The sequence below is a fragment of the Paenibacillus sp. FSL R7-0312 genome, from assembly GCF_038004445.1.
Classification (GTDB): domain Bacteria; phylum Bacillota; class Bacilli; order Paenibacillales; family Paenibacillaceae; genus Paenibacillus_AQ.
In genome coordinates this window covers 2,202,570-2,229,373 of the sequence record NZ_JBBORE010000001.1, presented here as the reverse complement: position 1 = coordinate 2,229,373, position 26,804 = coordinate 2,202,570, and the positions used below count along the sequence as shown (strand labels likewise).

Here is a 26,804-nt window from a genome sequence, read left to right as displayed (position 1 = left end):
TGAAAAGTTAAAATTCTCATTAATTCACTATGTTTTATTAAGTTTCCATCTTTCAAAAAAAAGACCCGCTGCATGCAGAGGGCGCGGGTGTCGAATATAAAGAAATCTATGTCCATGGTGTAGGAGATACTCATATCCTAAGCAGCTTCAAGTGTCGTAGCTGACCAGATAATGATGGAGCTCCGTATTATAGCAGCCGATGCTGTGTTCAATCAGTCTGCCTTCCCCATCGTAGGAGTTACGCAGTCGCTTGAGGACATGCGTTCCCGGCGGAAGCTCCAGCAGCAGGCAGACCTCAGGAGGTGCAGGTTCGACAAAGAAGCGGTCCTTGAAGTTCTCCAGCACGATGTCGTTCTCTTCCAGCGAGTCATACAGGGATTGGATATCGGTATCCATTCCTCTGGCTCCTCCGCCGGGAAGTGCGGCTGCCGTCAGGAAATGCATCAGATGAATATAAGGCTGTCCATTCAGAATATATAGACGTTCAATCCGCTGGCAATACGGCCCGTAGCGGGCGTATTCTTCCGTTCCGGCCTCGTTTGCGATGCGTTCGGAAGCCAGCAGCCTTTTTTCCAGCTTATGACCCTCTTCTACGAGCAGCTCCGTGAACCGTTTACCCTTGGAGAGCTTCTGATAGGAGGTATTGCGCGTCACAATCGTTCCGATGCCGCTTTTCTTCTGCACATAGCCTTCCTGGGACAGCTCCTGGACTGCGCCGCGGATCGTCATTTTGCTGACGCCGAATTCCTTTTCCAGCTGCGGCTCGGAGGGGATGATACTCCCCAGAGGATATACCCCGTGCAGAATCCGGTCTTTGAGGATTTTTTGGATCTGCTGATATAAGGGGCCTTGCTTGCGTTTCAGAGACACGCTTGGGTTCACTACCTTTCAACATCTAAGGTATGGCCACACAGCGCCCGGAGCACCTCACTCTCGGTAAAAAGCGCTGTATCGCCTTGGGTGGTATGGGCCAGCATCGCCGCCGCCGCTGCCATATCCACCGTCTGCTGCTGCGGGTACTGCTGCAATTCACCGTGGATGACACCACTGGTAAAGGCATCGCCGGCACCGATCCGGTCATACACCGGGAAGGTAAGCTTGCGGGAGAACCGGAACATCCCTTGATGATAGATATAGCCTGTCAGAGAATGCGTATTGTCAGCGTTAATCTCACGGTGGGTTCCCGCTGCCGTTCCGATTCCGAAGCGCTCCGCCACTTCGGGAATCGCTTGCTTCAACTGTGTTATTCTATCATATTCTCCCGTTCCGATGCCAAGGATAAACTGCGCATCCTTCTCATTCATCATCACCGTATCGGCCAGCGTAAGCAGTTCCTCATAGTGCGGGCGGGCCTTAGCATATCCATCCGCTCCCCATAGCGCCGGACGGTAATTGCAGTCGAAGACCACCTTGCCTCCGGCCCTCTTCACTTCCGCAGCCAGCTGCTTCATCTGCCGGCGCACGCCTTCATTCATCGCCAGCGTAATGCCGCATAAATGCAGGACGTCCACACGGGAGGCAAGCGCCGCCATATCATAATGGTCTGCCTCCGCAGTATTAAAGCTGCTGCCCAGCCGGTCTGTGTAGGTCACTCTGCCGGGGCGTGCTCCAAACCCATTCTCCAGAAAATACATCCCCAGGTGCTTGCCGCCCCGGCTGATCAGCGACGTGTCCACCCCAAGCTTGCGGAGATAGGCGATCGCCGCTTCACCTACCGGAGTTTCCGGCAGGGTGGTAATGAGTGCACCGTTGTGGCCGTATCTGGAGAGGGCCGCCGTTACATTCACCCCGCTGCCGGAAAAAGAATACTCCAGCCTGCTGCCCTGGGCCAGCGTCTCAACCCCCGGGACCTGCAGCCGCATCATCACTTCGCCAAAGGCTGCAATTCTAGGCATACTGGTCCACCAGCGATTTCATCGTACCCAGCAGTCTGCGGACATCCTGTACGTTCGTACTCCCGGTCTGCGGATCAATAATCGAGGAATAGACATGCGGGATCACCTGCGGCACGCCTGCCTGAAGCGCAATCTCCAGGATAGGTCCAAAGTTATCCAGGTCGATTCCGCCCGTTGGCTCCAGGGCAAATCCCGCTTCCCCGCAGGCCTTGGCCACCGCGCGGTATTCCTCCTCCAGCTTCAGTCCCTGCATCGGATAATATTTGAGCGCATTGCCGCCCATGTCACGCACCAGTGCAATGGCAGCATGAACAGGAACAATAGCTTGCGTCCCGATTCCCGAACTGATCGGGCCGGTTGATATATTTACATATCCCGGCTGCCCGCAGGGAGAGACCAGGCTGTTAATCCAGCTGTCTCTGGTACCCAGATTGGCACGGGTCGCCCCTACTGCCGGAAATACCTGATTGATATGGCTGCCCGCATAGCTTAAGGAAATCTCCGCCACAACGGACGCCTGGCGGTTGTCTCCAGCCCCGAGTCCGATCGATACGGCATCCTCAATAGATTGGCCATAATCCGTCATGGCAGCGGCCGCTTCCTGTGCGGTGGCATAGTTTTTGGAGAGCACGCCCACCAGCACATGCCCGTCCGCTGCTTCATACACATCCTTAGCATTGCCGATGCTGCCGGCCAGCACATTAAGTGCGGCTCTGTTCTTATAGAAGCGCTGCTCAATCTTGCCCATTATTGTTTACCTCCCATAATTTCAATGATTCTGCTGACGATGACCTGAAGATCATCCCCTTGCAGCGGCCTTGGATCGATATCGAAATAGCCCTGCTTCACGCCATAGTCCCGGGTATACACCGCAATCGTGCCTTCACGTAGCCGGTCATTGACCGTCTTCGCATCCATTCCCGCCGCAGAGGCATCAATCTGGACCCGTCCACGAAAAATCGCTCTGCCCGCTTCATCCTGCACGATGCGGACGGAAACTCCGGGAAGGGCGGCCAGCGGCTGAAGAGCCTCCAGCGCCTGCTTTTCCAGCCCGCTGTTGTCAGCTTTATCCTGGTATTCCTCCAGTGCCTGCAGCAGTCCGAAGATGGTCTCCTTGCCGACCTTCATGCTGCGGCCGATGCCGTGCAGTTGTACCTTCAGCCATTCGATATACTTTGTTTTGCCGGCGACAATGCCTGAGGTCGGGCCTTCCACCGCCTTCGAGCCGCTGTAAATGGCCAAATCGGAATACCGGACATATTTGGACAGGTCCTCTTCCGCTGCCGCATCCACAATCAGCGGCACCCCTCTGCGCTGTGCAACCTCCCAGGCTTCCTCCACGGAGATCATATTCTTCTGGACGGCGTGATGGGATTTGACGTAGAGAATGGCTGCGGTACGCTCACCGATCGCCTGTTCGATATGCTCCTTGCGCCCTTCGTTGGCATATCCTGCTTCCACCACCCGGCCCCCGCCGAGGAATACCATGGTTTCGACCGGCGCTCCATATTGCACATTGTGGCCCTTGAGCATAATGATCTCATTCTTCAGCACCGGCTCCTGGTGTAGGCGGAGGCTAAGCCTCGGGTCTCCGGTCGTCACAATAGCTGCTACCGACAACGCAATGCCGCTGGATGCCGAGTTTACGACAACCGCCCCTTCCGCCCCAAGCAGCCGGGCAATGTACGCCCCGGATTTGTCCACAAGGTCCGCAATTTCCGCGTACTGCTGCCCGCCCTGCTTCATTGCCTCCATGACTGAATCCGTCGGCGCGGAGACCCCAAGAATGCTCATTCTTCCGCTGGCATTAATTACACGCTTCAATCCATATCTAGCCTGTAATGAGTGATCCATTGACATAGACTCCTTTAGCCTCAATATAGTGGTGTGCGGCCCGGACATCGCCTTCCGAGTCCGTAAGCTGCTTCTCGCCTGCTTGCAGGGCAAATAAGGTCAGGTTCGCCTGCTGCCCAACTCTGATCCGGGCGAGCTCCGGCTTGCCCAGCCATTCCGCTGCGCTGGTAGTGACCGCACGGATGGCCTCCTCCAGACTGTAGCCGAGATAGAGGAATTTCGTCAGCAGGTTCGACATGCTGTATACCGGCCCGTTCAGACGGTTGCCCCGGTAAATATCCGTACTGATCGTATTCAGCGCGATGCCTGCCGCCTTCGCCTGTTCAGCCACCCGGAAGGAGAAGCTCGCCGTGCCATGCCCCACATCCAGATGAACGCCCCGGGCAACTGCATCCAGCAGCCCTTGCAGCGGCGCACCGTCTTCCTCAAACAGATTATTGGGTTTGCCGTTAAGATAATGAGTGATCACATCACCCCGCTGCAGCAGCTCCAGCACTCCGGAGACCGCCGGCGGAGCGGAGCCGATATGCACCATCAGCGGAAGCCCCGTCTCCTCCGACAGTGTGCGTGCCAGCTTAAGCGGCTGTATGCCGCTGTCCTTGACGACACTCTGGCTGATGCGGGCTTTCAGACCGACAATGAATCCGGGATAGGCGGCTGCCGCCTCCAGAACCTTGGTCCGGTCGATCCATTCCAGCTGCGACAGCTCATCGGTCCGCTCCAGCCCGATTCTCGAGATATTCAGCAAAGCGAACACCTGGGTGGCCGCCTCCAGACTCCGGGTATAGAAGTCTCCGATCCGGTCTGCACCGCAGCTTCCGGCATCCACCAGAGCCGTTACCCCCTGCTTCACTCCAATTTCGTCAATCTCATCGCCGTAAGGATGCAGCTCCGGTACAGCATGCACATGCAGATCAATCCATCCGCTTGATACAAATAACCCGGAACCGTCCAGCAGGGTTTCTCCTTCAGCCTGGCCTGGCGGTGTAATGGCGGTGATGATCCCGTCACAGATGGAAATATCAACCATCTGCCCGTCAACAAGCTGCAAATTGCGCAGCACATTCTCTGTGCCCACTCCTCCATCTCCTTCTCTAACCTGGATATACAAGCGCCCTCTAAAAAATGGTTAATGACATGAAACCTTTACATCCTTATATTTAACAAGTAGAAACGGCTTTGCCGTCCTTATAAAGGATGGCACCGTTTCAGCGAGAAATAGAAGGATCATTTATAACGTGAAGATATAAATTCTTATATTTCAAGTAGAAACGGCTTTGCCGTCCTGAAGAAGACGGTGCCGGTTCTGGCGGAAATATAAGGATGCTAGGTCCAGGGAAAAGTATCGACCCTTTTATTTTAAGAAACCTGAGACGCTACTCCATTCTAAAGATTATAATGTTATAATGTTATAATGTTTATATTAGCATAGATGCAATCCGGAAGAGAACAGTGATTTATAATTCAAATATTTCTATAAAGATTTCTGTAAAGATTTCTAATCTGAATAATTTTAACACTGGAGGGTCCGCTTCATGGTAAATCAAGCAATCAAGCCATCCTTACTCAACCGCTTCCGGCTCAGCTGGAATCATTTCAAATCAAGGCTGCTGCTGAAATATGCATTTTCCTACATTCTCATGTTCCTGGTTCCTCTGACAGGTGTAACTATCTTTGTCTATGAAAACGCCGTCAAGGGCCTGCGTATGGAAATTGAACAATCCAATGTCAATCAGCTGAATCAGGTGAAGAGCACGATAGACGACCGTATGAATGAGCTTCAGGAAATAGCGGGAAGAATCGCCTATGACAAGCATCTGACTCCTTATATGGTGCGGCATCCCTACTACAGCCTGGAGGCCATTCAGGCACTGGCAAATTATAAGGCCAGCAGCAGCATTGCAGAGGATTTGTTTCTCTATTTCCATGAAGATTCCAACATTTATTCTTACCGGGGCCTGGCTGATCTTCATGTCACCTTCAGTACCCTCTATCAGTTCGAGCGCTGGAGCCCGGAAGACTTGCGGCAGGACTTGAATGAGGCCCGGCAGCCGATGGTCCGTCCCGCCGAGAATGTGACGGTTAATTCCCGCATGGAGCCGATGCTCGCCATGCTTGTACCCGTGAAACCGAATGACCCGTTCCCTTACGGGACAGTCGTCTATTTGATGAAGGAATCCAATCTTACGGGAGTTATGGATTCGATTCTGAGCGATTTCTCGGGAAGCAGCTATATTTTCGGCCCCTCCGGCGAGGTGCTGACCGCGAACAGTCACGGCGCCAGCCTTCCCCAGAACGAGCTTAAGAATATATCCGCACTTGAGCCGGGGATTCATAATCTGGTGCTGGACGGGGAACAGTACTCCGTCGTTTCTGTACAGTCGGAAGAAAATGGCTGGACCTACGTGACCACGATGCCCAGCTTCCAATTCTTCAGCCGTGTCGCCCATGTCCAGACCCTGATCCTGATCGTCTTCTGTATTGCAGTCATTACCGGCATAGCTGCCGCACTGCTGCTGGCCAAACGGCAGTATCATCCGATCCGGGACCTGATGGAATTCGCCAAGCTGCGAGGCAGCGGCAATGACACTTCCAAGCTCCGGAATGAATGGGAGTCGATCCGGCAGACACTTCATGATTACAGTGCCAGAATTGATCTTCAGGAGCCGTTCGTCCGCAATCAGTGCATGTTGCTGCTGCTCAAGCACGGCAAGCCGGATGATCCCGAAATTGAGCAGATGATCCTCAGTGCAGGCTTCAGGCATCCGCAGGGACAAGGCCTCTATTTCTCGGCCATTCTGTCTTGGGATGACGCCCCTGGCGGCAATTCCTGGCAGGAGCGCCATGTGCTGCAGGAGATGCTCAGCAATATCTGTCTGCCGGGACCGGGTGCTCAGATCTTCGGGATTGAATTCTCGGTCAAGGACCAGTTCGCCCTGATTATTTCACTCCCCGGCGATGAAGACCTGCCGGTTCAGAGCCGGATGGAGCAGGTTATTGAAGCGGTTCAAGCCGTGATCCGCGAGCATTCGCAGCTCTCTCTGAGTATCGGTGTCGGCATGGCCTACCGGGATTTGGCCCGGCTTAACCAGTCCTTCATCGAAGCTGCCGCAGCTCTGGAGCACCGGATGATCCGGCGCAGTGGACAGGTCACCTACTTCGAGCAACTGGCCGAGCTGAGTCCGCCTGCTGCCGAGAGCTTCTGGATTCCGCGCAAATCCATGCTGAAGCTGGAGCAGAGCCTGAAGCAGGGCAACGAATCCGTAGCCGTCCAGATGATTGCCGACACCATTGACACGATTAAGGATGAACCGCTTCAGGTTCACCTGCTGCGCTGTATCTGCTTTGATCTGCTGAACGCTTTTCTGCGCACCGCCTCCGAGCTTGGCATGGACGAGGTGTTCGCCAATATGCCGGAGCTGACCTCCTTCGAGACGCTGGAGGAGCTGGAGAGCCGCCTGCTCGCTCTCGCCGCTGCCATCTGCGCGCAGGTCGAGCGGAATACGGAGACCAACGAGTCTTCTTTAATGGACGATATTCTGGCTTATGTGGACCAGCAGTTCGCAGACTACACCCTCAGCCTGGAGCATGTGGCACTCAAATTTGCCATTTCAACCTCTTATTTAAGCCGGAGCTTCAAAGAGAAGACCGGCAGCAATTTCTCACAATATATCTGGCAGCGGCGTGTGGATGAGGTCATCCGGCTGTTGGTGAATACCAGCGCTCCGCTCAAGGAAATCATTGAGCAGGTGGGCTATCTGGATGCACCGAATTTCATCCGCAAGTTCAAAAAAGAAACCGGTCTGACGCCGGGGCAGTACCGCAAGGAACATACCTTGAAGGGGACTGCTGCGAAAAGACCGGTTTAAGCGGGCGGAGCTTCCGCCCGACCTGTCTGAATAGACTAAGCTTAAAGATTGTGGCATACAGCCAATCCTTCACCCTGTGAATAGTCGCACTTCCGGGCGGAGCTTCTTTGACCCCTGTGAACAGCAGACTTCCGGGCAGCGGCTGCTGCGCAGGAATTCCCTGGTGTCATCCACTTTTCGCGGCAGAAATCGGGTAACTTTGTATAAAATCCTGCACATAATGCAACATTGCCCTCATCCTATCCACCCGAACCCGGAATTGTTGCACAAAACGCAGGATTGTACCTATCTTAGACGGTTTAGCAGGGATATTCTTGCATTCTGTGTAACAATCCGCCCGTCCACCTGGCTATCTATGAACCGAAGCTGCAAAACGTGCAACATTTATGTCCATAGTGCCTATGATGTCTATGACGCCTATTAAGCAGTTCCATTCTGCCGGGAACGAGTCATGCGCCCGCTTCGCGCCAGCACATTATGTTCGGTTTTTCTGTGAAAATACTTCTGGCACAACCTGCGATAAACGCACGGCCTACGTGGCGCTCCCAGTCCAATTGTGTTCGGTTTTCCGATTACATTTGGCTTACGCGGTGCACCCAGTCCAATTGTGTTCGGTTTTTCGATTACATTCGGCCTACGTGGCGCACCCAGTCCAATTGTGTTCGGTTTTTCGATTACATTCGGCCTACGCGGCGCGTCCAGTCCAATTGTGTTCGGTTTTCGATTACATTCGGCCTACGTGGCACACCCAGTCCAATTGTGTTCGGTTTTTCGATTACATCCGGCCTACGCGGCGCTCCCAGTCCAATTGTGTTCGGTTTTCCAATTACATTCGGCCTACGCGGCGCTCCCAGTCCAATTGTGTTCGGTTTTCCGATTACATTTGGCTTACGTGGCGTACCCAGTCCAATTGTGTTCGGTTTTCCGATTACATTTGGCCTACGCGGTGCACCCAGTCCAATTGTGTTCGGTTTTCCGATTACATTCGGCCTACGCGGGGCGTCCAGTCCAATTGTGTTCGGTTTTCCGATTACATTTGGCCTACGCGGTGCACCCAGTCCAATTGTGTTCGGTTTTCCGTTAAAATATGTTAAATAAATAAAAAGACGATGTTCTGTTTTTCCATTCCACTTTTTTAAATCTGACGCTGAACAGTTACTTAGCTTCCTTAAGAATATGCTCTACCAGCTCATCCAGCGGAACGGTCGCGAGCGCAATCGCCGTGTCCGTTACCCCGTAATAAATGTAGAGCAGCCCGTCCTTGACCACGTTGCCGGTCGGGAAGATGACATTCGGAATCTGGAACCCGAATTTCTCATAGTAGGTCTCCGGCTCCATAATGAAATTACGCGTGCGGGCAATGATCTTCTCCGGCTGCTCCAGATCTAGCAGCATCGCTCCCACACGGTAGACAATATCCTCATCGACGCCGTGATAGAGCACCAGCCAGCCCTTGTCTGTACGGATTGGAGGCGTGGAGCCGCCGATCTTCCGCGACTCCCAAGACAGATTCCCGGCGGTGGCGAGCAGCTTGGGCTCCTCCCAGTTCACCAGATCCTCGGAGTAGGTAATCCACATGGCCGCCTTCTCGGTTCCGTAGGCTTCGCCCACATATTCCTCAGGACGGCGCAGCAGCACGAATTTTCCATTTATTTTCTCAGGAAACAGAATGTTGTCCCGGTCATTGATATCCAGTGGCGTCGTGTCCGCCACAAACTCCCAGTCCAGCAGATTGTCCGACTTCAGGATGGAGGAACGGGTCAGCCAGTGGCCCTCCTCTTCTCCCCAGCCATCCGGGTAGGTTGGAATAGAGCGCTCCGGGACGCCTGCCCCGGTAGGATAATAGCTCATGGCGCAGGGGCGCAGGGCGTAGTTCAAATAGAAGGTCCCGTCGATTTTGACAATCCGCGGGTCCTGCACGCTACCATACGGGAAACCGAGCATATCGGGCGTCACAATCGGCTCATCCTTCACATGGGTAAAGTTCACCCCGTCCTCGCTCGTAAGGAGGCCCAGGTAATTCTTGCACGGGGTCAGGGAACCGGCGGTGCGCTCAATCATATAGAATTTGCCGTTGTCGATGATGACCGCAGGATTGAAGACCGTAACCTTGCGCCATTCATAGCCGCCAGGGACGACTATAGGATTATTCGGATGTCTAGTGATTTGCATGTCTATTCCTCCTGCGAATAAGTTTCGTGATATAGTTTGACCGTCTGGACCTCATAGGGCCGGAAGGAGAGCGAAATCACGCCGCCGGAAGTCACCACGGAGCCTGTATCGCTCTCCAGCAGATTAACCTGCGAAGCGCGGATGTCTCCGTCCCTCCAGTCCAGTTCAGCCGTCTCTCTGCTGCCTGCGGATTCATACAGCCGGACAATAACTCCGCTGCCGTCCTCTGCACGCTTGATCGTATCCAGCATGACATGACGGCTCTGGAAAGCGAGCCAGGCATGAGTGCTTGGATAACGGCCTGCATGCGGCTCCTCGCTGACCACCTGCAAGGGGGCATTCAGCTCTGCCGCTTCGCGCACAACCCCAGCCTGACGCCATTCCCCGCCGTGCGGATACAGGGAATACGTAAATTCATGCTCACCCTGGTCCGCATAGCGGTCAGGCCAGCGCGGGGAGCGCAGCAGCGACAGGCGCAGCACCCCGTCATGAATGTCATAGCCGTATTTGCAGTCGTTCAGCAGACTGACGCCATAGCCGCCCTCGGACAGATCCGCCCAGCGATGGCCGCAGACCTCGAATTGCGCCTGCTCCCAACTGGTGTTGCGGTGCGTCGGACGCTCCAGTGACCCGAACGGAATTTCATACGTAGCCTTCGCGGCCACAATGTCGACCGGAAAAGCGACCTTCAGCAGCTTATGCTCCTCCCTCCAGCTGACCCGGGTCTGGAAGTCCACCCTGCGGCCTTGCATGGGCAGCGTAATCTCCTGCTCAATCAGGGATTCATTCAGCTGCCAGCGGAATTTCAGCACCGTCAGCACAGGGCCGCTGGTGACAACCTGCCGGTCCAGCAGCTTCGCCTTGCCCGCAGGCTGCTGTTCATAACGCGGGTCAAGATCCCAGGCATCCCACAACGGGGGAGTGTCATGATAGAACTGTAGCTGATTGCCGGTCTGGCCGGGCTGCAGCAGCTCCCGGCCTGCGCTTTTGTCAACCCAGCGGCTGATTTCACCGTCTTCGTTAAAGGTAAGAATGTAATGGTCCGTCTCCCATTGTTCGGGGAAACTATCTCGCGCAGTTAAGGGAGCAGCCTCCTGCCCGTGCCACCCGCCGACAGCATCTGCCTCCAGATCAGGGCGTATACCGGCAGGCGCAGCAGCCTCCCGCAGCCAGAAGGTCCGGCAGCCGAAGGCAGGGACCCTGCGGACCCGAACAGCCAGGATATAGCCGGCTCCGGCTGTGTTCCAGCATTCGCTCTCCAGCTGGCCGTCCTCATCGAACGCTTGCAGTGCCATCAGGCTGCAGCCTCCCTCCAGCCGGATCACCTCCGTCCGTTCCCAGCCCAGACTGTTGAAGACCACATAGGGACGGCCCTCACCCGCAGTATTCACTTCGCCTGCCAAGGCACGGAGCGAGGTATCCAGCACCTGCTGGCCCAGGCGGAAGATCTCCGCGTACTCCTCCCGCGAGGTGGTGTACACCTCGGGAATGGAGGTGCCGGGAATGATGTCATGGAACTGGTTGAGCAGCAGCAGCTTCCAGCCCTCGGCCAGCTCCTCCTGCGGCTTCACCAACTGCTTCCGCTCCTGCGCCGGTTGTACAGGCTCCGGATGATTATTCTTCTGCGCGAGCACACTCCAGATCTCCGCTTGACGGTATAAGACCTCCGCCTTGCGGTTGCTGCGCTTATTGAACGCATGGGTCGTGAAGGTGCCCCGGTGAAGCTCCAGATAGAGGTCGCCATGCCATGCCGGAAGCTCCGGCTGGCGCGAGCCGACTCCTGAGAAGAATGCCTCCGCCGTAGAGAATCGGCTGACCGGCTGGCCCGGCGCGAGATCGGTGCGGGCCACATATTCCAGCATCTCGTGGGTAACCCCGCCTCCGCCGTCGCCGTGGCCGTAGAGCAGCATCAGCTCCTCATGCTCTACCTTCAGGTCATAGGCCTGCCAGTGCTCCTGAACATCCTTCGGATGGGTATGCTCGTTCACCCCGTGGTTCTGATAGGCCACGATCTTCGTTCCGTCAATGCCGACCCAGTGGAACAGCGTATGCGGGAACGGGTTGGTATCATTCCAGCCGAGCTTGGTCGTCATGAAGTACTCAATTCCGGCCTGCTTCAAGAGCTGCGGCAGAGAAGCACAATAGCCGAAGGTATCCGGCAGCCATTCAATCGTGGAATGCTTGCCGAATTCCTCCATATAGAAGCCCTGGCCGTAGAGCATCTGCCGTACCAGTGATTCTCCGCCGGGGATGTTCAGATCCGGCTCCACCCACATGCCGCCGACCAGCTCCCAGCGCCCTTCGGCAATCCGTTCCTTAATCCGCCCGTACAGCTGCGGATAGTGCTCCTTGGCGAAGGCATACAGCTGGGGCTGGCTCTGGGAGTAACGGAACTCCGGATATTTATCCATCAGAGCGCAGACCGTGGAGAAGGTCCGGCTGACCTTGCGGACCGTCTCCCGGACCGGCCACAGCCAGGCGATATCGATATGCGACTGGCCCACCATGTGCATCGTCCCCGGGTGCAGCCCCGCAGAGCGTTCCGCCGCCGCTTCCGTCCGCAACTGCTGCTCCGCTGCCGAGACGGCATCGCCGTCAACGAGCAGCTCCTCCTTCATATAGAGCGTGTCCATCACCCGCTCCAGTGCCTTCAGGCTGCGGATGCGGCGCATATCCCCTTCCGGCAGCAGCAGGGCTGCTTCATGCACGATCTTCACCGTATGCAGCAGGCTGTACACCGCAGAATTCACCCGCACCAGCGTAATTTCAATCCCTGTGAGCGGCGGATTGATCACCGCCTGGCGGTTCAGCGGGTCCTCCGGCTCAGGCACCGGATCATACAGCTCAATATCCAGCTGAAGCTCTCCTCCCGCAGTGCCGGGCGGCAGCGGAATGAACCAGTGATTGCTGTCCAGGCCATGGTAGGGCGCTCCGTTAATCTTCAGAAGGCCTTCCCCGCGCCCCAGATAGAGCAGCGCGGCTTCTTCCGGCGCCCAGTCTCCCGGAACCGCGATCTCCCGGTGAAGGAAATAGGTGGTTCCATACCCGCCGTCCAGCAGGGAAACGTTGTATTGCTTATGCAGCTCCTCCTCATGCTCATAGCAGCCTGGAGTGAGGTAGCGGGACCTGCGCATACTCCATTCCGCAAGCTCTATCTTCTCTGCCCACTGCCGCTTGGCCAGCCACAAGGCGAACCGGTTCATACGCTTCATGGCTCAGCCCTCCCTCACATGGAGCGGTGCCGTCAGGTACTCTGCGGAGTTCGGACCTGCCATTACCGCGAACTCCCCTGCTTCCACGATCCGTGTCAGATCCGCAGATACATACTCCAGCTGCTCCCGGCCCACGCTGAACGTCACCGTCTGCGTGTCTCCCGGCTGGAGGCTGATCTTGCGGAAGCCCTTGAGCTGCTTCTCGGGACGGGTAATGGAGGAGGCCAGATCGGAAATATACAGCTGGACCACCTCGCTCCCCGCCCGGTCTCCGGAATTGGTCACATCCACGGAGACAAGCGCCTGCCCGTCCGCAGATATCACGGAAGGCTCCACCTTCAGGTTACTGTATGCAAATTCGCTGTAGCTGAGGCCGTAGCCGAACGGATACTCGGCATGGAAGTCCGTCTCCAGATACCGTTTGCCTCTGGTCCGCCGTTTATAGTAATAGACCGGAAGCTGACCCACATGCTTCGGAATACTGATCGTCAGCCGCCCGGAAGGGTTCACCTCGCCGAAGAGAATATCGGCAATGGCATGCCCGCCTTCCTGGCCCGGATACCAGGCCTCCAGAATGGCATCAGCATGCTCTACAATCCATGGCTCGGCAATCGGACGCCCGTTGATGTAGACCACAATCAGCGGCTTGCCCAGCTTATGAATCTCCTGTGCCAGCTCAAGCTGTACGCCCATCAGATTCAGCGTGGCCCGGTCGATGCCCTCGCCGCATTCCATATCGCTCCAGGAATGCTCAGTCACGACTGAAGCACCGGTAAGCAGATCGATTGTGCCTTCCCCGAAATCTCTGGCACTGGAGCCGCCAATCGCCAGCACAACGGCATCAGCCTCTGCGGCACAGGCCAGCGCATGGGCGAAGCCTTCCCGGGAATCGCCCTTAATCCGGCAGCCGTGTGCATACAGCACCTTGTCCGCACTGCCGCCCAACGCCTGCCGGATTCCCTCAAGCACAGTGACAATCGCGCCTTTGGGCTGCGGCGAGGTATAGTCGCCCAGCTGGTTATACGGCGCATCCGCATTGGGTCCGATTACCGCAAGCTTCGGAATCTGCTTGCTCAGCGGCAGCGTTCCGTTCTCGTTCTTCAGTAGAATGATGCTCTCTCCGGCGATCCGCCGCGCCAGCTCCCGGTGCTCCGGCTTGCCGATCGTCTGCCCGGCCTGCTCAGGATCGGCGTAGGGACGGTCGAACAGCCCGAGCTTGAACTTCAGCTCCAGAATCCGGGCGGCCGCGCGGTCCAGATCGGACTCCTGCAGCCGTCCATGCTCGATAGCGGCCGCGATGTGCTTCTCGAACATTTCGCCCGACATCTCCATATCGATGCCGGCGAGGAGCGCCTGGGCCACTGCCGTCTCCCCGCTACCCGCGGTGTTATGCCCGCTTGTCAGCATCCCCAGCGCTCCGCAATCCGTGATCACGAAGCCCTCGAAGCCCCACTGCTCTCGCAGCACATCCTGCAGCAGATAACGATTCGTCGTGCAGGGCACGCCGTCAATCTCGTTATAGGCTGTCATAATGGACAGCGCTCCGGCCTCCACCGCTTTGCGGAAGGGCAGCAGATCGACTTCATGCAGCTCCCGGAGTCCCATATGCACAGGCGCTGAATTCCGCCCGCCTTCCGAGCTGCCATAGGCGGCGAAATGCTTCAGGGTCGCCATCACGGAATCCTCCGCATCCAGCCGTTCTCCCTGCAATCCCTTCACCGCCTCCACGCCCATCACGGCGATGAGATAAGGATCTTCACCAAACGTCTCCTCCGTACGCCCCCAGCGCGGATCACGCACTACATCCAGCACCGGCGAATAGGTGGCCGCTCCGCCCTGGCTGCGGGTCTCCAGTGCCACTGCCCGGCACATCTCCCGGTACAGCTCCGGATTCCACATGCTGCCCAGAGCCAGCGGAACCGGAAATACGGTCGCGCCGATCGCCATATGTCCGTGTGAGCACTCCTCCCCGAACAGAATGGGAATCCCCAGCCGGCTCTCCTTCATCGCGTAGGCCTGAATGGCATTCACCGCCTCTGCTCCTTGCTTCGGGGACAGGCCCGTCTCCAGGGTAACGCCGGTCCACGGGTCTGCACGCAGCGTTCCATACAAGGAACCGACACCTCCGGCTGCAACCTGGCGCTTGAAAGCTTCTGTCATACCTGTAGTTCCGTCAGGGTGCTTCTCATAGCACTGCCAGCCGAAAGGCTGGACTAATTGTCCAGCCTTCTCTCCAAGGGTCATGCGCTGCAGCAGGTCCTGTACCCGATCGGTCACAGGGCGCGCTTTATCCTTATAGATCATTTTTACAGCACCTTTCTGCATTTAGACATTCATACCGCTCTTTAGCGGCACAACAGCGGATGAAATTTAGTTGGTTTTCCAGCGGTCATAAGCAGCCTGGTTGATCTCGGCTACACGCTCTCCGCCCATTTTCTTAACCGTCGCCACATAATTATCCCACCCCGTAAGCGGCTCGGCTCCGGTAATGAACTTCGCTTCCATCTGCTTCACATACGTGCTCAGATCCGAATTCAGGCTGCTGATCTCGGTCTGTTCTTCCACGGTGAGGAACAGGGCCGGGAACGGAATCCGTGCGCCTTTATCCAGTAGCTTCTGCTTGGTCTCCTGTTCTACCCAGAGGTCAAAGTCTGTCTTCAGTCCCTTGTTGATATCATCCATGGACAGAGTTGGCGCAGGAATACCGTAGTTAGGCGTCAGCGTGGCCCGGTAATCTTCCATTTCCTTGCCGTCTGGTACAGGCAGGTATTGCTTGACCCGGTTGTCTTTGTCGGTGTATTCCCAGAGAACACCCTCCGGCCCTTTATTGAAGTACAAGGCACCTTCATAGGAGTAGAGATAATCTACCCAGCGCAGTGAGGCCTCCGGCTCCGGATTGCTGTTCGTAATGGCAAAAGCGCCGGTTGTAATCCCTCTGTTCTTGGCAATCGCCGGCGCATCCACCGATTCGCTGCGGACTGGCGCAAACATCGGATCAGACGTCGAAGGCTCTCCGCCCTTGGTCATATAAGCATGCCAGTCGGAGAAGAGAGCGACGCGGTTGTTCTGCGCTTTGGCCTTCTTCTGCTCCGCTGTCTGCGAGAAGCTCTCATGATCCAGCAGCTCCTCGGACCACAGGCGGTTCATATAAGTCAGATACTCCTTGTAGCCTTCTTCCAGCGGTGTATAATGCACCTTATCCGCATCGTCTACATAAATTTCCTCCTCATAGATTCCGAAGGCTCCCAGCAGCCAGGTACGGATATCGCGGAGGTTCGCAGCGGCTGTCGTAACTGAGGAAATCGGAAGTTCATCAGCAATGCCATTGCCGTTCGGATCTTCCTCCTTCACACGCTTCAGATAGGTATACAGCTCCTCTGTTGTTTCGGGAAGCTTGTCAATATTGAGCGCCTTCAGGAAATCCCCGTTATACCACATCGGGTTGCGGTACCAGTGCTGGCTGAATTCCACCACCGGCAAGGAATAGATATGCCCGTCCGGGGCTGTGATCGATTTGCGGACATCCGGGTACTCCTCCAGCAGCGCTTTGAAGTTCGGGGCATACTCTTCGATCAGGTCCTCCAGAGGGATCAGGATACCCTGCTCTCCATAATTCATCTGTTCTGCAGTCGTCAGACCCGCTGCGTAGAAGATATCCGGGTAATCCCCGCTGGCAAACACCAGGTTCTTCTTCGTCTCGAAGCTGTCCTTCGGCGCGTTCTTATATTCCATAGTAATGCCGGACATCTCCTGCATCTGCTGGAGCACCGCCATATTCTCCCAGTTCTGAATTCCTACATCCGGCGCTGTGAGCGTCAGTGTTACGGGCTGATTCACAATCGGAAAGCCTTCCTTGTTCACAGTAACTTCGCCGCTGCTGTTATTCTTGGCCCCTTCGTTTGAATTGCCGCAGCCTGCCAGCAACGTCAGGATCATAGCCGAAGACAGCAGAAGCTTCCATGGTTTACGTGTGGTTTGCATTGATAATTCCTCCCTTATGTTCATTACATTTTAACCGCTTAGCCTTTAACTGAGCCAATCATGACGCCTTGAACAAAATAACGCTGCAGGAACGGATAGACAGCCACGATGGGTAGCGTAGAGACGACAATAACTCCATATTTGATCAGCGATGCCGTTTCTGCCTTATTATTCATGGCGATCGCCACCTCGCCGTTGATCGCAGCGCCCGTGGTTTCGGCCGACATTTCCTGAAGGACAAGGATCTGGCGCAGCACCATCTGCAGCGGATACTTGGCTTCATCATTCAAATAGATCAGGGACGGGAAATAGCTGTTCCAGTGGCCTACCCCGTAGAACAGGGCCATAACGGCAATAATCGGTGCGGACAGCGGCAAAATAATACGGATGAACAGCCCCAGGTTCGTAGAGCCGTCAATGTGCGCCGCCTCCTGCAATTCCTTCGGGATGGTCGTCTGGAAAAAGGTGCGGGCTACGACGATGTTCCAGACCGAAGCGGCCACCGGCAGAATCAATGCGCCCATACTGTTGATGAGGCCCAGGTTCTTGACCAGCAGATACGTCGGCACGAGTCCGCCGCTGAAGAACATCGTGAACAGAATGATACCCATAAACAGCTGGCGTCCGACAAAGTCAGATCTGCTGAGCGCATAGGAGGCCGGCAGCGTAACCGCGAGATTGAGCAGGGTGCCCGCCACCGTGTAAATAATGGTATTCAAGTAACCATTCCATATCTTAGGGTTCTCAAAAACAAGCTTGTAGCCGTCCAGTGTCACGTTCTTCGGGAACAGCCACATGGCTCCCGAATTGACATCCTGCGGCGAACTGATCGAAGCGCTGAGAATATAGACCAGCGGATAGAGAACAACCAGCAGGGCAAGGCACAGATAAATATAGGTGCTGATCAGAAACAGCTTGTCTCCCCTTGACTCTTTCATAGCAGTAACCAAAGACTTCAACTCCTTTCTACCAGAGACTGTTCTCACTGGTGCGTTTGGCAATCCGGTTGACGGTAACCAGCAGAATTACGTTGACCACCGAGTTGAACAATCCGACAGCCGTAGAGAAGCTGTATTGGGCGTTCACTAGCCCGGCGCGGTATACATAAGTGGATATGACATCGGAAGCTTCCATATTGAGCGAATTCTGCAGCAGCAGAATTTTCTCGAAGCCAAGGCCCAGAATATTCCCCATATTCAGGATCAGCATGATCGTAATCGTGGGGATAATCGTCGGCAGGTTGATATGCAGCACCCGTTTGATCCGGCTTGCTCCATCCACAATGGCCGCTTCATGCAGCTGGGGATCTACGCCTGACAGAGCCGCGAGATAAATAATCGTTCCCCACCCGGTGCTCTGCCAGACGCCCGAGAAGACATACACGGTCTTGAACCAGGCCGGATCGGTCAGAAACTGCGCAGGCTCGAAGCCCAGGAATTCGATGGCCCGGACAATCATTCCGCTGGAGGGCGACAGGAAGGTAATAATCATCCCTGCCATAACAACGACGGAAATGAAATGCGGCGCATAGGTTACCGTCTGGACTGATTTTTTGAACGGGCCGTTGCGGACCTCATTGAAGGCCAGCGCCAGAATGATCGGCAGCGGAAACCCGATGGCCAGTTCATAGAAGCTGATACTGAATGTGTTCCAGAGCAGATCCCAGAAGAAATAGGAATTGAAGAACCGTTCAAAATGGTCAAAGCCTACCCATTCGCTGCCCGTAATTCCCTTCGAGGGTACGAAATTCTTAAACGCAATCTGAATACCGTACATCGGACCGTAATGAAAAACGAGGAAATACAGTAATGCGGGAAGCATGAACAGATAGAGCTCCCAATTTTGCCAGATTCTTTTGCCAAGGGACTTGTTCTTCAATGAAGGACTTCCGGATACTTCAGCATTACTCCCCTTCATTCTCCCACTCCTCTCTATGTTAGTTTTCATGACATTAAATCATGCAGCCGCTTCGCATTCTCGCTAATCACCTTCCTGCTAACGCTTACAACACCAAGTGTAGTGAAACTAAGCTGACATCGTAAATATGTAGGATGTGCATTGTCATGTTAAGGGAGTGTAAAACCGCGCCGCTGCAGGACTTTCCGGAATTGCCTGCTGTAGTTGCCCACGGTTAGCCTGCTGCCGCAAATATGTGAATTATGAACCTCTCTCCCCCCTGCAAAAGTTACATATTGTGATCCCCGGGCAGGTATGCAAACATTTGCTACGAATGCCAAGACTAAATATCCGACTGATGATATAGGAGGTTACTGTCATGACCCGTACAACCGCACACCTGATCTCCCACACCCACTGGGACCGGGAATGGTACATGCCTTACGAGCGTCACCACGTTCTGCTGGCGAAGCTGATGAATGAGCTCCTGGAAACTCTGGAGAAGGATGAACGCTACCGTTATTTCCACCTGGACGGACAGACCATTATTATTGAAGACTATCTTCAGATTCATCCGGAGAAAAGAGAGCAGCTGGAGAGATTCATCCTCGAAGGCCGTATTGTCATCGGCCCCTGGTATGTGCTCCAGGATGAATTCCTGACCAGCTCGGAGGCCAATGTCCGCAATCTGCTGATCGGCCATCAGGACGCGGCCAAATATGGCGTCATCTCCAAGCTGGGTTATTTCCCGGATTCCTTCGGCAATATGGGACAAGCCCCGCAGCTGCTCCGGCAGGCAGACATTGAGACTGCGGTGTTCGGGCGCGGAGTGAAGCCGACGGGCTTCGACAATATGGTCGGCGAGTTGAACAGCTCAAGCTATGAATCGCCTTACTCCGAGATGTTCTGGGAATCACCCGACGGCTCAAGCGTGCTGGGGCTGCTGTTTGCGAACTGGTACAGCAACGGCAACGAGGTGCCGGTAGATGCGGGTGAAGCCAAGGCCTTCTGGGACAAAAAAATCGCCGATGCCGGCAAATATGCCTCCACCCCCGAGCTGCTGTTCATGAACGGCTGTGATCATCAGCCGGTACAGCGTGATCTCGCCGATGCGCTGGAGACCGCGAGGAAGCTCTACCCGGACACGGATTTCGTCCATTCCAGCTTCGAGCAGTACTTGGAGGCGCTGGGTCCTTCGCTGCCTGAAGATCTGGTCACCGTACACGGAGAGCTGCGCAGCCAGCATACGGACGGCTGGGGGACGCTGGTGAACACCGCTTCCGCCCGCGTCTATCTGAAGCAGCTGAATCATCAGGGCCAGACCCTGCTGGAGAAGGGCGCCGAGCCGCTGGCTGCCCTGGCTTATCTGCTCAGCGGGCAGGCTTATCCCCACGCCCTGCTGACCTACGCCTGGAAGACGCTGATGCAGAATCATCCGCATGACAGCATCTGCGGCTGTAGCGTGGATGAGGTTCACCGCGAGATGGTTACACGCTTCGAGAAGAGCAGGCATGTCGGCGAGGCTATTATGGAGGAGAGCCTGAAGGCGATCTCCGGTCAGATTGGAACTATGGGCGTAGCCGCCTGGGGAGAATCTGCCATTCCCGTGACGGTCTTCAATACAACCGGCTGGGAACGCAGTGGTACGGTTAGTGTGGAGGTAGCGGTAGCCAAACGGTACTTCAAGGGAGGCCCGAATCCTGCGGCGATTGCCGAAGCGCTGGATCAGTTACCGCTTGAGCTTGCGCGCGGGCGGCTGCTGGGTGCGGACGGACGGGTCCTGGCCTGCAAGGCCGAGGATCTCGGCACCCGGTTCGGCTATGAGCTGCCGGACGATCAGTTCCGCAAGCCTTATATGGCGCGTATGGTCCGGCTGACCTTCGAAGCTGTGCAGATTCCGCCGCTTGGCTATACCACTTATGCCTGGGTGGAGTCACCGGGTAGCGCATCCGCTGGAGCTGCCGGGGCTGCTGCCAGCCCGCTTAGGCTCACCGAGACGGGGATGGAGAACGGATTCCTGGCCATCCAGATCCGGGAAGACGGCTCGTATGATGTGAAGGACAAGCACACCGGCAAAGTCTTCGCCGGACTAGGGGTTTACGAGAATTACGGGGATATCGGAAATGAGTATGTGTTCCGCCAGCCGGAGGGCGATGCTGCTCTGACTACCAAGGGACTGGACGCCCGCATCACGCTTGCCGAGCACGAGCCTTACCGCATCACCTATGAAATCGTGCATGAATGGACCGTTCCGGCTTCCGCCGATGCCTCCTTCGAGGAGGAGAAGCGCCGGATGGTTCCGTTCCGCCAGCGCAAGGCGGGACGCTCTTCAGCCCAGGTCCCGCTGCGGATCGTAACCCGGATCAGTCTGGAGGCTAATGGGACCGGCATTCAGGTCTCTGCCACGTTCAATAACCAGGCCAAGGACCACAGGCTGCGCGTCCTCTTCCCTACGGATCTTGCCGCCTCCACACTCTTGGCGGATTCCATCTTCGAAGCGGCGGAGCGCGCCATTGAACCGGCTGCCGACTGGATCAATCCGAGCAATGCCCAGCACCAGCAGGCTTACGTCAGTGTGTCGGACGGCAGCGCGGGTCTTGTGGTCGCCAACAAAGGGCTGAACGAATACGAGGTCCTGCGTGACGGAAGCAATACCATTGCCGTAACCCTGCTACGCAGTGTGTCGGAGCTGGGGGACTGGGGCGTGTTCCCTACGCCGGAAGCCCAGTGCCTGGGTGAGCAGACCGCTCAATTCGCGGTTCGCCCTTATGCCGGAGATGCCGGGTGGCCGGAGGCCTTCGCCTGGGCCTACCAGTATCAGGTGCCTTGGTTCACTGTACAGACCGGCTGGCAGCAGGGCTCCCTGCCTGCCGAGTATCAGCCGCTGGAGTGGCAGGGCCGCACAATGGCCCTCTCCGCCTTCAAGCTGTCGGAAGAACATGAGGATATTATCCTGCGGTGGTACAATCTGGCGCATCAGGAGCAGGATTTTGCGCTCGTGCCGCATTTTCCCGTAGAGGCTGTACATGCCAGTGATATTCTGGAGCGGCGGAAACAGACAGCCATATTAGATGAAGGAATTCTGCGCAGCACCGCCGGCAAAGCCCAAATTGTAACTTATGCCCTGCAAACGGTACAACCCTAAATTCACTATGCCTGAGGAGGAATTAACGATGAACCTGCCAGCTTCCATTACCACCTATCTGAATGAGGCCGACGAACGGCTCAAGCATCACCCGAAACTGCAGCAATTGTTCCGCAATTGCTTCCCGAATACGCTGGAGACGACCACCAAGCTGCTGGAGGACGGCACCACCTTCGTGTTCACCGGAGATATTCCGGCCATGTGGCTGCGCGATTCGACGGAGCAGGTGCGCCACTACATTCCTTTTGCCAAAAACGATCCGGAATTGCAGCGCATTCTCCGCGGCCTGATCGCCCGCCAGATGTTCTATGTCAATATTGATCCGTACACCAACGCCTTCAACGAAACGGCCAGCGACAAGCATTACCGGGATACGGACGACTGCAATCTGAATCCGTGGATGTGGGAGCGCAAGTATGAGCTGGACTCCCTCTGCTTCGTTGTACAGCTGGCGTATATGTACTGGAAGGAAGCAGAGCAGCGCGATATCTTCGATGCTGCCTGCTACCAGGCGCTGACCTCCATTGTGAATGTTATCGAAACCGAGCAATATCACGGGGAGAAGTCGCCATACCATTTCATCCGGCAGACGCTTCAGGATACGGAAACTTTGCACAATAACGGACGCGGCATGCCTGTCAACTATACCGGCATGAGCTGGTCCGGCTTCCGGCCAAGCGATGACAGCTGCGAATTCGGCTACAACATTCCCTCCAATATGTTCGCCGTAGTCATTCTGGGTTATATCCGCGAGATTGCAAGCGAGGTCTACATGGACGAAAGACTGGCGGCACGGGCGGCGAAGCTGCGCAAGGAGATCGACTTCGGCATCCGTACCTACGGAATCGTGACTCACCCAAAATACGGCAGAATCTACGCCTATGAAACGGACGGATTCGGCAATTATTCCCTGATGGACGATGCGGGCACACCTGGACTGATGTCCATTCCTTATATTGGTTATGTTGGCGTAGAGGATGAGATTTATCAGAACACACGCCGTTTCGCCCTCAGCTTCGACAATCCCTTCTACTTCGAGGGCAAGCACGCCAAGGGCATTGGCAGTCCGCATACGCCGGGCGGTTATGTGTGGCACATGGCACTGTCCATGCAGGCGCTGACGGCAGACAACGATGAGGAGATCAAGGAGCTGATCGACATGCTGATCCGCACTGATGCGGATACCGGCTACATGCACGAAGGCTTCCACCCGGATGATCCAGCCGACTTCTCCCGCGAGTGGTTCGCCTGGTCCAATAGCCTGTTCGCCACGCTGATCGGCAAAGCGATGGATAAAGGGCTGTTCTAGGAAAGATGAATCGGCTTTGCCGTCCTTTTATGAGAGGCGGGTAGGCGGGTAGGCTTCTGTACAGCCGACTTCCGGAGATCCATTTCTCATACTTAGCTGATCTGCCAGACCACTAATGTATTTGCTTCGCAGAACCGGCAGCAGCCTCCTTGAATTCAAGGGGGCTGCTGCCGGTTTGTTGAGATGAAAATGCAGTGGGAGCAAGGCACGGAGCTGGTGAAACCTGGTGCACTAACGGCTAATGCGCCTCATTCACGCCTATCGGCTACTTTCAGCTAATTCAGGTGCACTAGTGCTCCTCAGTTCCGCCTGCCGGGTACTTCGCCCCCCTCATTTTACCCGTACTCGCTATTCCCTGAACAAAATCACCCCGAGGGGTGATTCAGGCTGGAGCCTATCATTGGAGCATTTCCGTAATTGGAACTTGGCGGATTCTTCCTGACGCCTCTGCCCGTAAGGTGGACTGAGATTCCGTTATGTTGGCAAATCTGATGAAATGGTAGGACGATCGGACTGAGATTCCGTTAAGCATCCGGATATCCGTCATTTTGGCCTCAAATGAACGATATAAGCGATTCTCAGTCCGTCTCATCCTTATTTATGGTTTTTTGGGCGAAATAACGACTTCTCAGTCCGCTTCACTCACCGGGTCCAATGATTTACGCATCCGGTGAATTCAGATGTACTTGTGCTCCCCATTCCCTCATCCCCCCCGCTTTCGGCGGACTCTGAGGGATGTATCTCTTTCCGAATTATATTTGTACAAAAACGGCAGCGCCCCTTGAAATCAAGGAGGGCGCTGCCGTATGTAGAGCGTTTCTTATTCTATTTAGTAGCTGCTCTGACTTTGTTCACCTTTGGCAATGGCTACGCCGCCGCTTGTCCCGATCCGGGTAGCGCCTGCTCCGACCATTACGAGGGCATCTTCCGCACTGCGCACACCGCCGGATGCCTTAACGCCGATATCAGGGCCGACAGTCGCCCGCATGAGTGCGATATCTTCCTTCGTTGCGCCTCCCGTGGAGAAGCCGGTCGAAGTCTTCACAAAGTCGGCTCCCGCTTCTACAGCGAGCTTACAGGCGCGGACCTTCTCTCCATCGGACAGCAGGCAGGTTTCAATGATGACTTTGGTTAGTGCTTTACCGCGGGCAGCTTCAACCACTGCGGCGATATCACGTTTCACCAGCTCGTCATTGCCGTCTTTCAATGCGCCGATATTAATAACCATATCTACTTCGCCAGCACCGTTAGCAATCGCATCGGTGGTTTCAAAGGCTTTGGTTTCCGGTGTGGACGATCCCAGCGGGAACCCGATTACTGTACATACTTTTACTTCCGGCGTATCCTTCAGCACGGCATAGGCCGTGGACACCCAGGCCGGGTTCACACAGACCGAAGCGAATTTGTATGCTTTGGCTTCCTCAGCCAGCTTGATAATATCGTCTTTACGGGCATCCGCCTTCAGCAGCGTATGATCAATAATCCCGGATATTGTAGTTTCACTCATTATTAATTCCTCCATGTAATCGGTAGTAGATGTTCGCATTCCTTGTAATCATACCAATAGTCGAACACTTTGGAAAGCCGGAGAGCGAGCACCTGCTACTGCGCCCGATCAACACTCGAATCGCCGCCTATACCTTCACCTGCCGGATAGCCTCCCGCAAGTCGCCCGTGTTCGCGCTGATCATCATCGAAGCCTCGTACACTTCTTTGATCTTCTCCAGTTGAAGACCTGTAAGCTCACGGATCTGCCTTGTCTGCTCCGAGACACCTCCGGCAATGGAGGCCATGCTGCCCACCGTTGCAGCAACCTCCTCCGAGCCTGCAGACAGCTGCTCTGCCGTCGCGGAGACATCGATGATCTGTCCGGCCACCTCACGAAAAGCGGCCGAGGCTTCCAGCAGCGCAGCTTCTGCTTCAGCAGACATCCGCACACCTTCACTGACTTCATGGGAAGCGTCCGTCATTTGCGTACCGATGCTTGCCGAGGCATTGCCGATATGAATCAGTAAATCGGCTACCCGCTCGACAGAAGCCGCAGAGCCCTCTGCCAGCTTGCGTACCTCTCCGGCTACGACAGTGAAGCCCCGCCCGTGTTCTCCCGCGCGCGCTGCCTCAATCGAGGCATTCAGCGCAAGCAGCTTCGTCTGATCGGCGAACTGCCTGATCGAAGCCAGCGCCCCCTCAATTTCATTCGTATAGCCTTGCAGCAACAGCACGATATCCAGAGTATCGCTGGTAGATACGGAAATCGACTTCATCTGCTGATTTGTGTAGTTCATGGCGTTCTGGGAGGACTCCACCATATCCAGAGCCTTGACCGCGAATTCGGAGACAGCGGCCGAAGCGGCCGAAATACGTGAAATGCCCTGCGCCATCTCATCCATTGCCATAGCGCTGCTCTGCGCCCCTTCCGTCTGTGAATGGGCACCGGCGTAGATGTCGCCTATTCTCCCATTGACAGCCTCACTCATCTTCAGCACATCATCGGCATTCCTGGCGAATGTCTCGGAGGAGCCGTAGAGAGAATCGGATGCCGTGGACACACCAGACACCATCCCTCTCACTCTGGAATTCAAATCTCCTGACATCTGAAGCATCGCCAGATAAGCCGTTCCAATCTCATCCCGGGACTTGACCGGACGGCCATTCAGAATCCGCGCGGCCTCAGCCAAGTCGCCCCTGGCCATGGTGCCCGCACTCTCCGTGATCGTCCCCAGAGGACGCAAGGACCGGGACACAAACCAGGCCAGCACCGCCAAAGCGGCCAGGGATAAGGCGAGAATAATACCATAGAGAGGCAGACTTTGGATCAGGACATCACGGGTCAGGCTGCTAAGGACAGCGACATCGGTATCAATGCCCAGCGCCCCGATCAGAGTCCCGTCAGCCCCTTTCACCGGCACAAATGCCGAGATATAATCCCCATATTGAGGATTCATGATCAGCGGCGTACTCGCATTCTCTCCGGCAAGGACCGCCTGAACTGCAACCGCCGGCATATCTGTACTTTCATTAATCTGTGAAGCCAGCGGGTCCCCCTCCGGTCTGCCGTCAATCATCAGCTGCGGCTGATTAGCTTCATCGATCCTGACAAAGTATACATAACGGGCACCGATCGACACCCGGAACTGATCCAGTTCATTGCGGAGCGACCAATACAGGTCCGATTCCCGGGGATCGGCCAGGAATTCGCTGTAACGGCCGGCATCCATCTGCGTAACATAATGGCTGGCAATACTCATGTTGTAACTGCTGATCGTCCCTTTCACCGCTGTTCCGGTGTTCGCCCGCTGAATGGCAATGTTCCCTGCTGTGATACATAGAATGACTACAGTCATGATGCAGAGGATACGAGCAATAAGTCTTGTTCGGATAAAAGAAAACATGAAGGCCTTCCCTTTCGCGCACGGCAATTGCGTTGTTAAAGTAGGGTCATTCCTGAACATGCAATGACAAATGTCCCTC

General features: G+C 55.6%; 16 protein-coding genes. 3 read left to right on the top strand and 13 right to left on the bottom strand.

The genetic code is table 11. The features are described 5' to 3' along the window. Positions 1-147: 147 nt before the first annotated feature. From MKX70_RS09805 to MKX70_RS09785, 5 genes are read right to left on the bottom strand one after another with little or no spacing between them, the layout of a single operon-like run. Entirely contained in the window at positions 148-882 is a 735-nt protein-coding gene (locus tag MKX70_RS09805; RefSeq protein ID WP_197072999.1) for a GntR family transcriptional regulator, read from the bottom strand. Beyond that, entirely contained in the window at positions 882-1,895 is a 1,014-nt protein-coding gene (locus tag MKX70_RS09800) for a sugar kinase (protein WP_042239782.1), read from the bottom strand. The genes MKX70_RS09805 and MKX70_RS09800 overlap by 1 nt, the downstream gene beginning before the upstream one ends. After that, the gene (gene dagF / locus MKX70_RS09795) at positions 1,888-2,643 is read right to left on the bottom strand and encodes a 2-dehydro-3-deoxy-phosphogluconate aldolase (protein WP_340839971.1); all 756 of its coding nucleotides are present in this window, start codon (positions 2,641-2,643) and stop codon (positions 1,888-1,890) included. The genes MKX70_RS09800 and dagF overlap by 8 nt, the downstream gene beginning before the upstream one ends. Then, positions 2,643-3,749 carry a DgaE family pyridoxal phosphate-dependent ammonia lyase gene (locus tag MKX70_RS09790; protein WP_042239786.1) on the bottom strand — a complete coding sequence of 369 codons (1,107 nt, stop codon included), beginning with the start codon at positions 3,747-3,749 and terminating at the stop codon, positions 2,643-2,645. Before MKX70_RS09790 ends, dagF begins: the two co-directional genes overlap by 1 nt. After that, on the bottom strand, positions 3,727-4,779 hold the full coding sequence (locus MKX70_RS09785; protein WP_340841641.1) for an amidohydrolase/deacetylase family metallohydrolase: 1,053 nt from the start codon (positions 4,777-4,779) through the stop codon (positions 3,727-3,729). Before MKX70_RS09785 ends, MKX70_RS09790 begins: the two co-directional genes overlap by 23 nt. Before the next feature lie 505 nt (positions 4,780-5,284). On the opposite strand from MKX70_RS09785, the gene MKX70_RS09780 reads away from it, so the two are divergent. After that, positions 5,285-7,618, top strand: a complete 2,334-nt coding sequence (locus tag MKX70_RS09780; RefSeq protein ID WP_340839970.1) for a helix-turn-helix domain-containing protein — start codon at positions 5,285-5,287, stop codon at positions 7,616-7,618. Positions 7,619-8,773: 1,155 nt separating this feature from the next. Here MKX70_RS09780 and MKX70_RS09775 read toward each other — a convergent pair. The 6 genes from MKX70_RS09775 to MKX70_RS09750 all read right to left on the bottom strand — a co-directional run bounded on the left by MKX70_RS09775 (position 8,774) and on the right by MKX70_RS09750 (position 18,900). Further along, entirely contained in the window at positions 8,774-9,790 is a 1,017-nt protein-coding gene (locus MKX70_RS09775; protein WP_340839968.1) for a glycoside hydrolase family 130 protein, read from the bottom strand. A 2-nt stretch (positions 9,791-9,792) separates the two neighbouring features. Beyond that, a complete protein-coding gene (locus tag MKX70_RS09770; RefSeq protein ID WP_340839967.1) occupies positions 9,793-13,002 on the bottom strand; it encodes an alpha-mannosidase in 3,210 nt (1,069 codons plus the stop codon). A 3-nt stretch (positions 13,003-13,005) separates the two neighbouring features. Next, positions 13,006-15,306: a glycoside hydrolase family 3 N-terminal domain-containing protein gene (locus MKX70_RS09765; RefSeq protein ID WP_340839966.1), complete on the bottom strand. Its 2,301-nt coding sequence runs from the start codon at positions 15,304-15,306 to the stop codon at positions 13,006-13,008. Positions 15,307-15,372: 66 nt separating this feature from the next. After that, entirely contained in the window at positions 15,373-16,983 is a 1,611-nt protein-coding gene (locus MKX70_RS09760) for an extracellular solute-binding protein (RefSeq protein ID WP_042239793.1), read from the bottom strand. 38 nt (positions 16,984-17,021) lie between these two features. Continuing rightward, complete coding sequence (locus tag MKX70_RS09755) at positions 17,022-17,933, bottom strand: carbohydrate ABC transporter permease (protein WP_042239795.1); 912 nt, start codon at positions 17,931-17,933, stop codon at positions 17,022-17,024. 16 nt (positions 17,934-17,949) lie between these two features. Next, positions 17,950-18,900, bottom strand: a complete 951-nt coding sequence (locus tag MKX70_RS09750) for an ABC transporter permease (protein WP_042239798.1) — start codon at positions 18,898-18,900, stop codon at positions 17,950-17,952. A gap of 358 nt (positions 18,901-19,258) precedes the next feature. Between MKX70_RS09750 and MKX70_RS09745 the strand changes: the two genes are divergently transcribed. After that, positions 19,259-22,024: an alpha-mannosidase gene (locus tag MKX70_RS09745; RefSeq protein WP_340839965.1), complete on the top strand. Its 2,766-nt coding sequence runs from the start codon at positions 19,259-19,261 to the stop codon at positions 22,022-22,024. 28 nt (positions 22,025-22,052) lie between these two features. Next, a complete protein-coding gene (locus MKX70_RS09740; protein WP_081956704.1) occupies positions 22,053-23,333 on the top strand; it encodes a glycoside hydrolase family 125 protein in 1,281 nt (426 codons plus the stop codon). 829 nt (positions 23,334-24,162) lie between these two features. Here MKX70_RS09740 and deoC read toward each other — a convergent pair. Beyond that, positions 24,163-24,840, bottom strand: a complete 678-nt coding sequence (gene deoC / locus MKX70_RS09735) for a deoxyribose-phosphate aldolase (protein ID WP_042239804.1) — start codon at positions 24,838-24,840, stop codon at positions 24,163-24,165. A gap of 127 nt (positions 24,841-24,967) precedes the next feature. Continuing rightward, positions 24,968-26,725, bottom strand: a complete 1,758-nt coding sequence (locus MKX70_RS09730) for a methyl-accepting chemotaxis protein (RefSeq protein WP_042239806.1) — start codon at positions 26,723-26,725, stop codon at positions 24,968-24,970. Between the last annotated feature and the right edge of the window lie 79 nt (positions 26,726-26,804).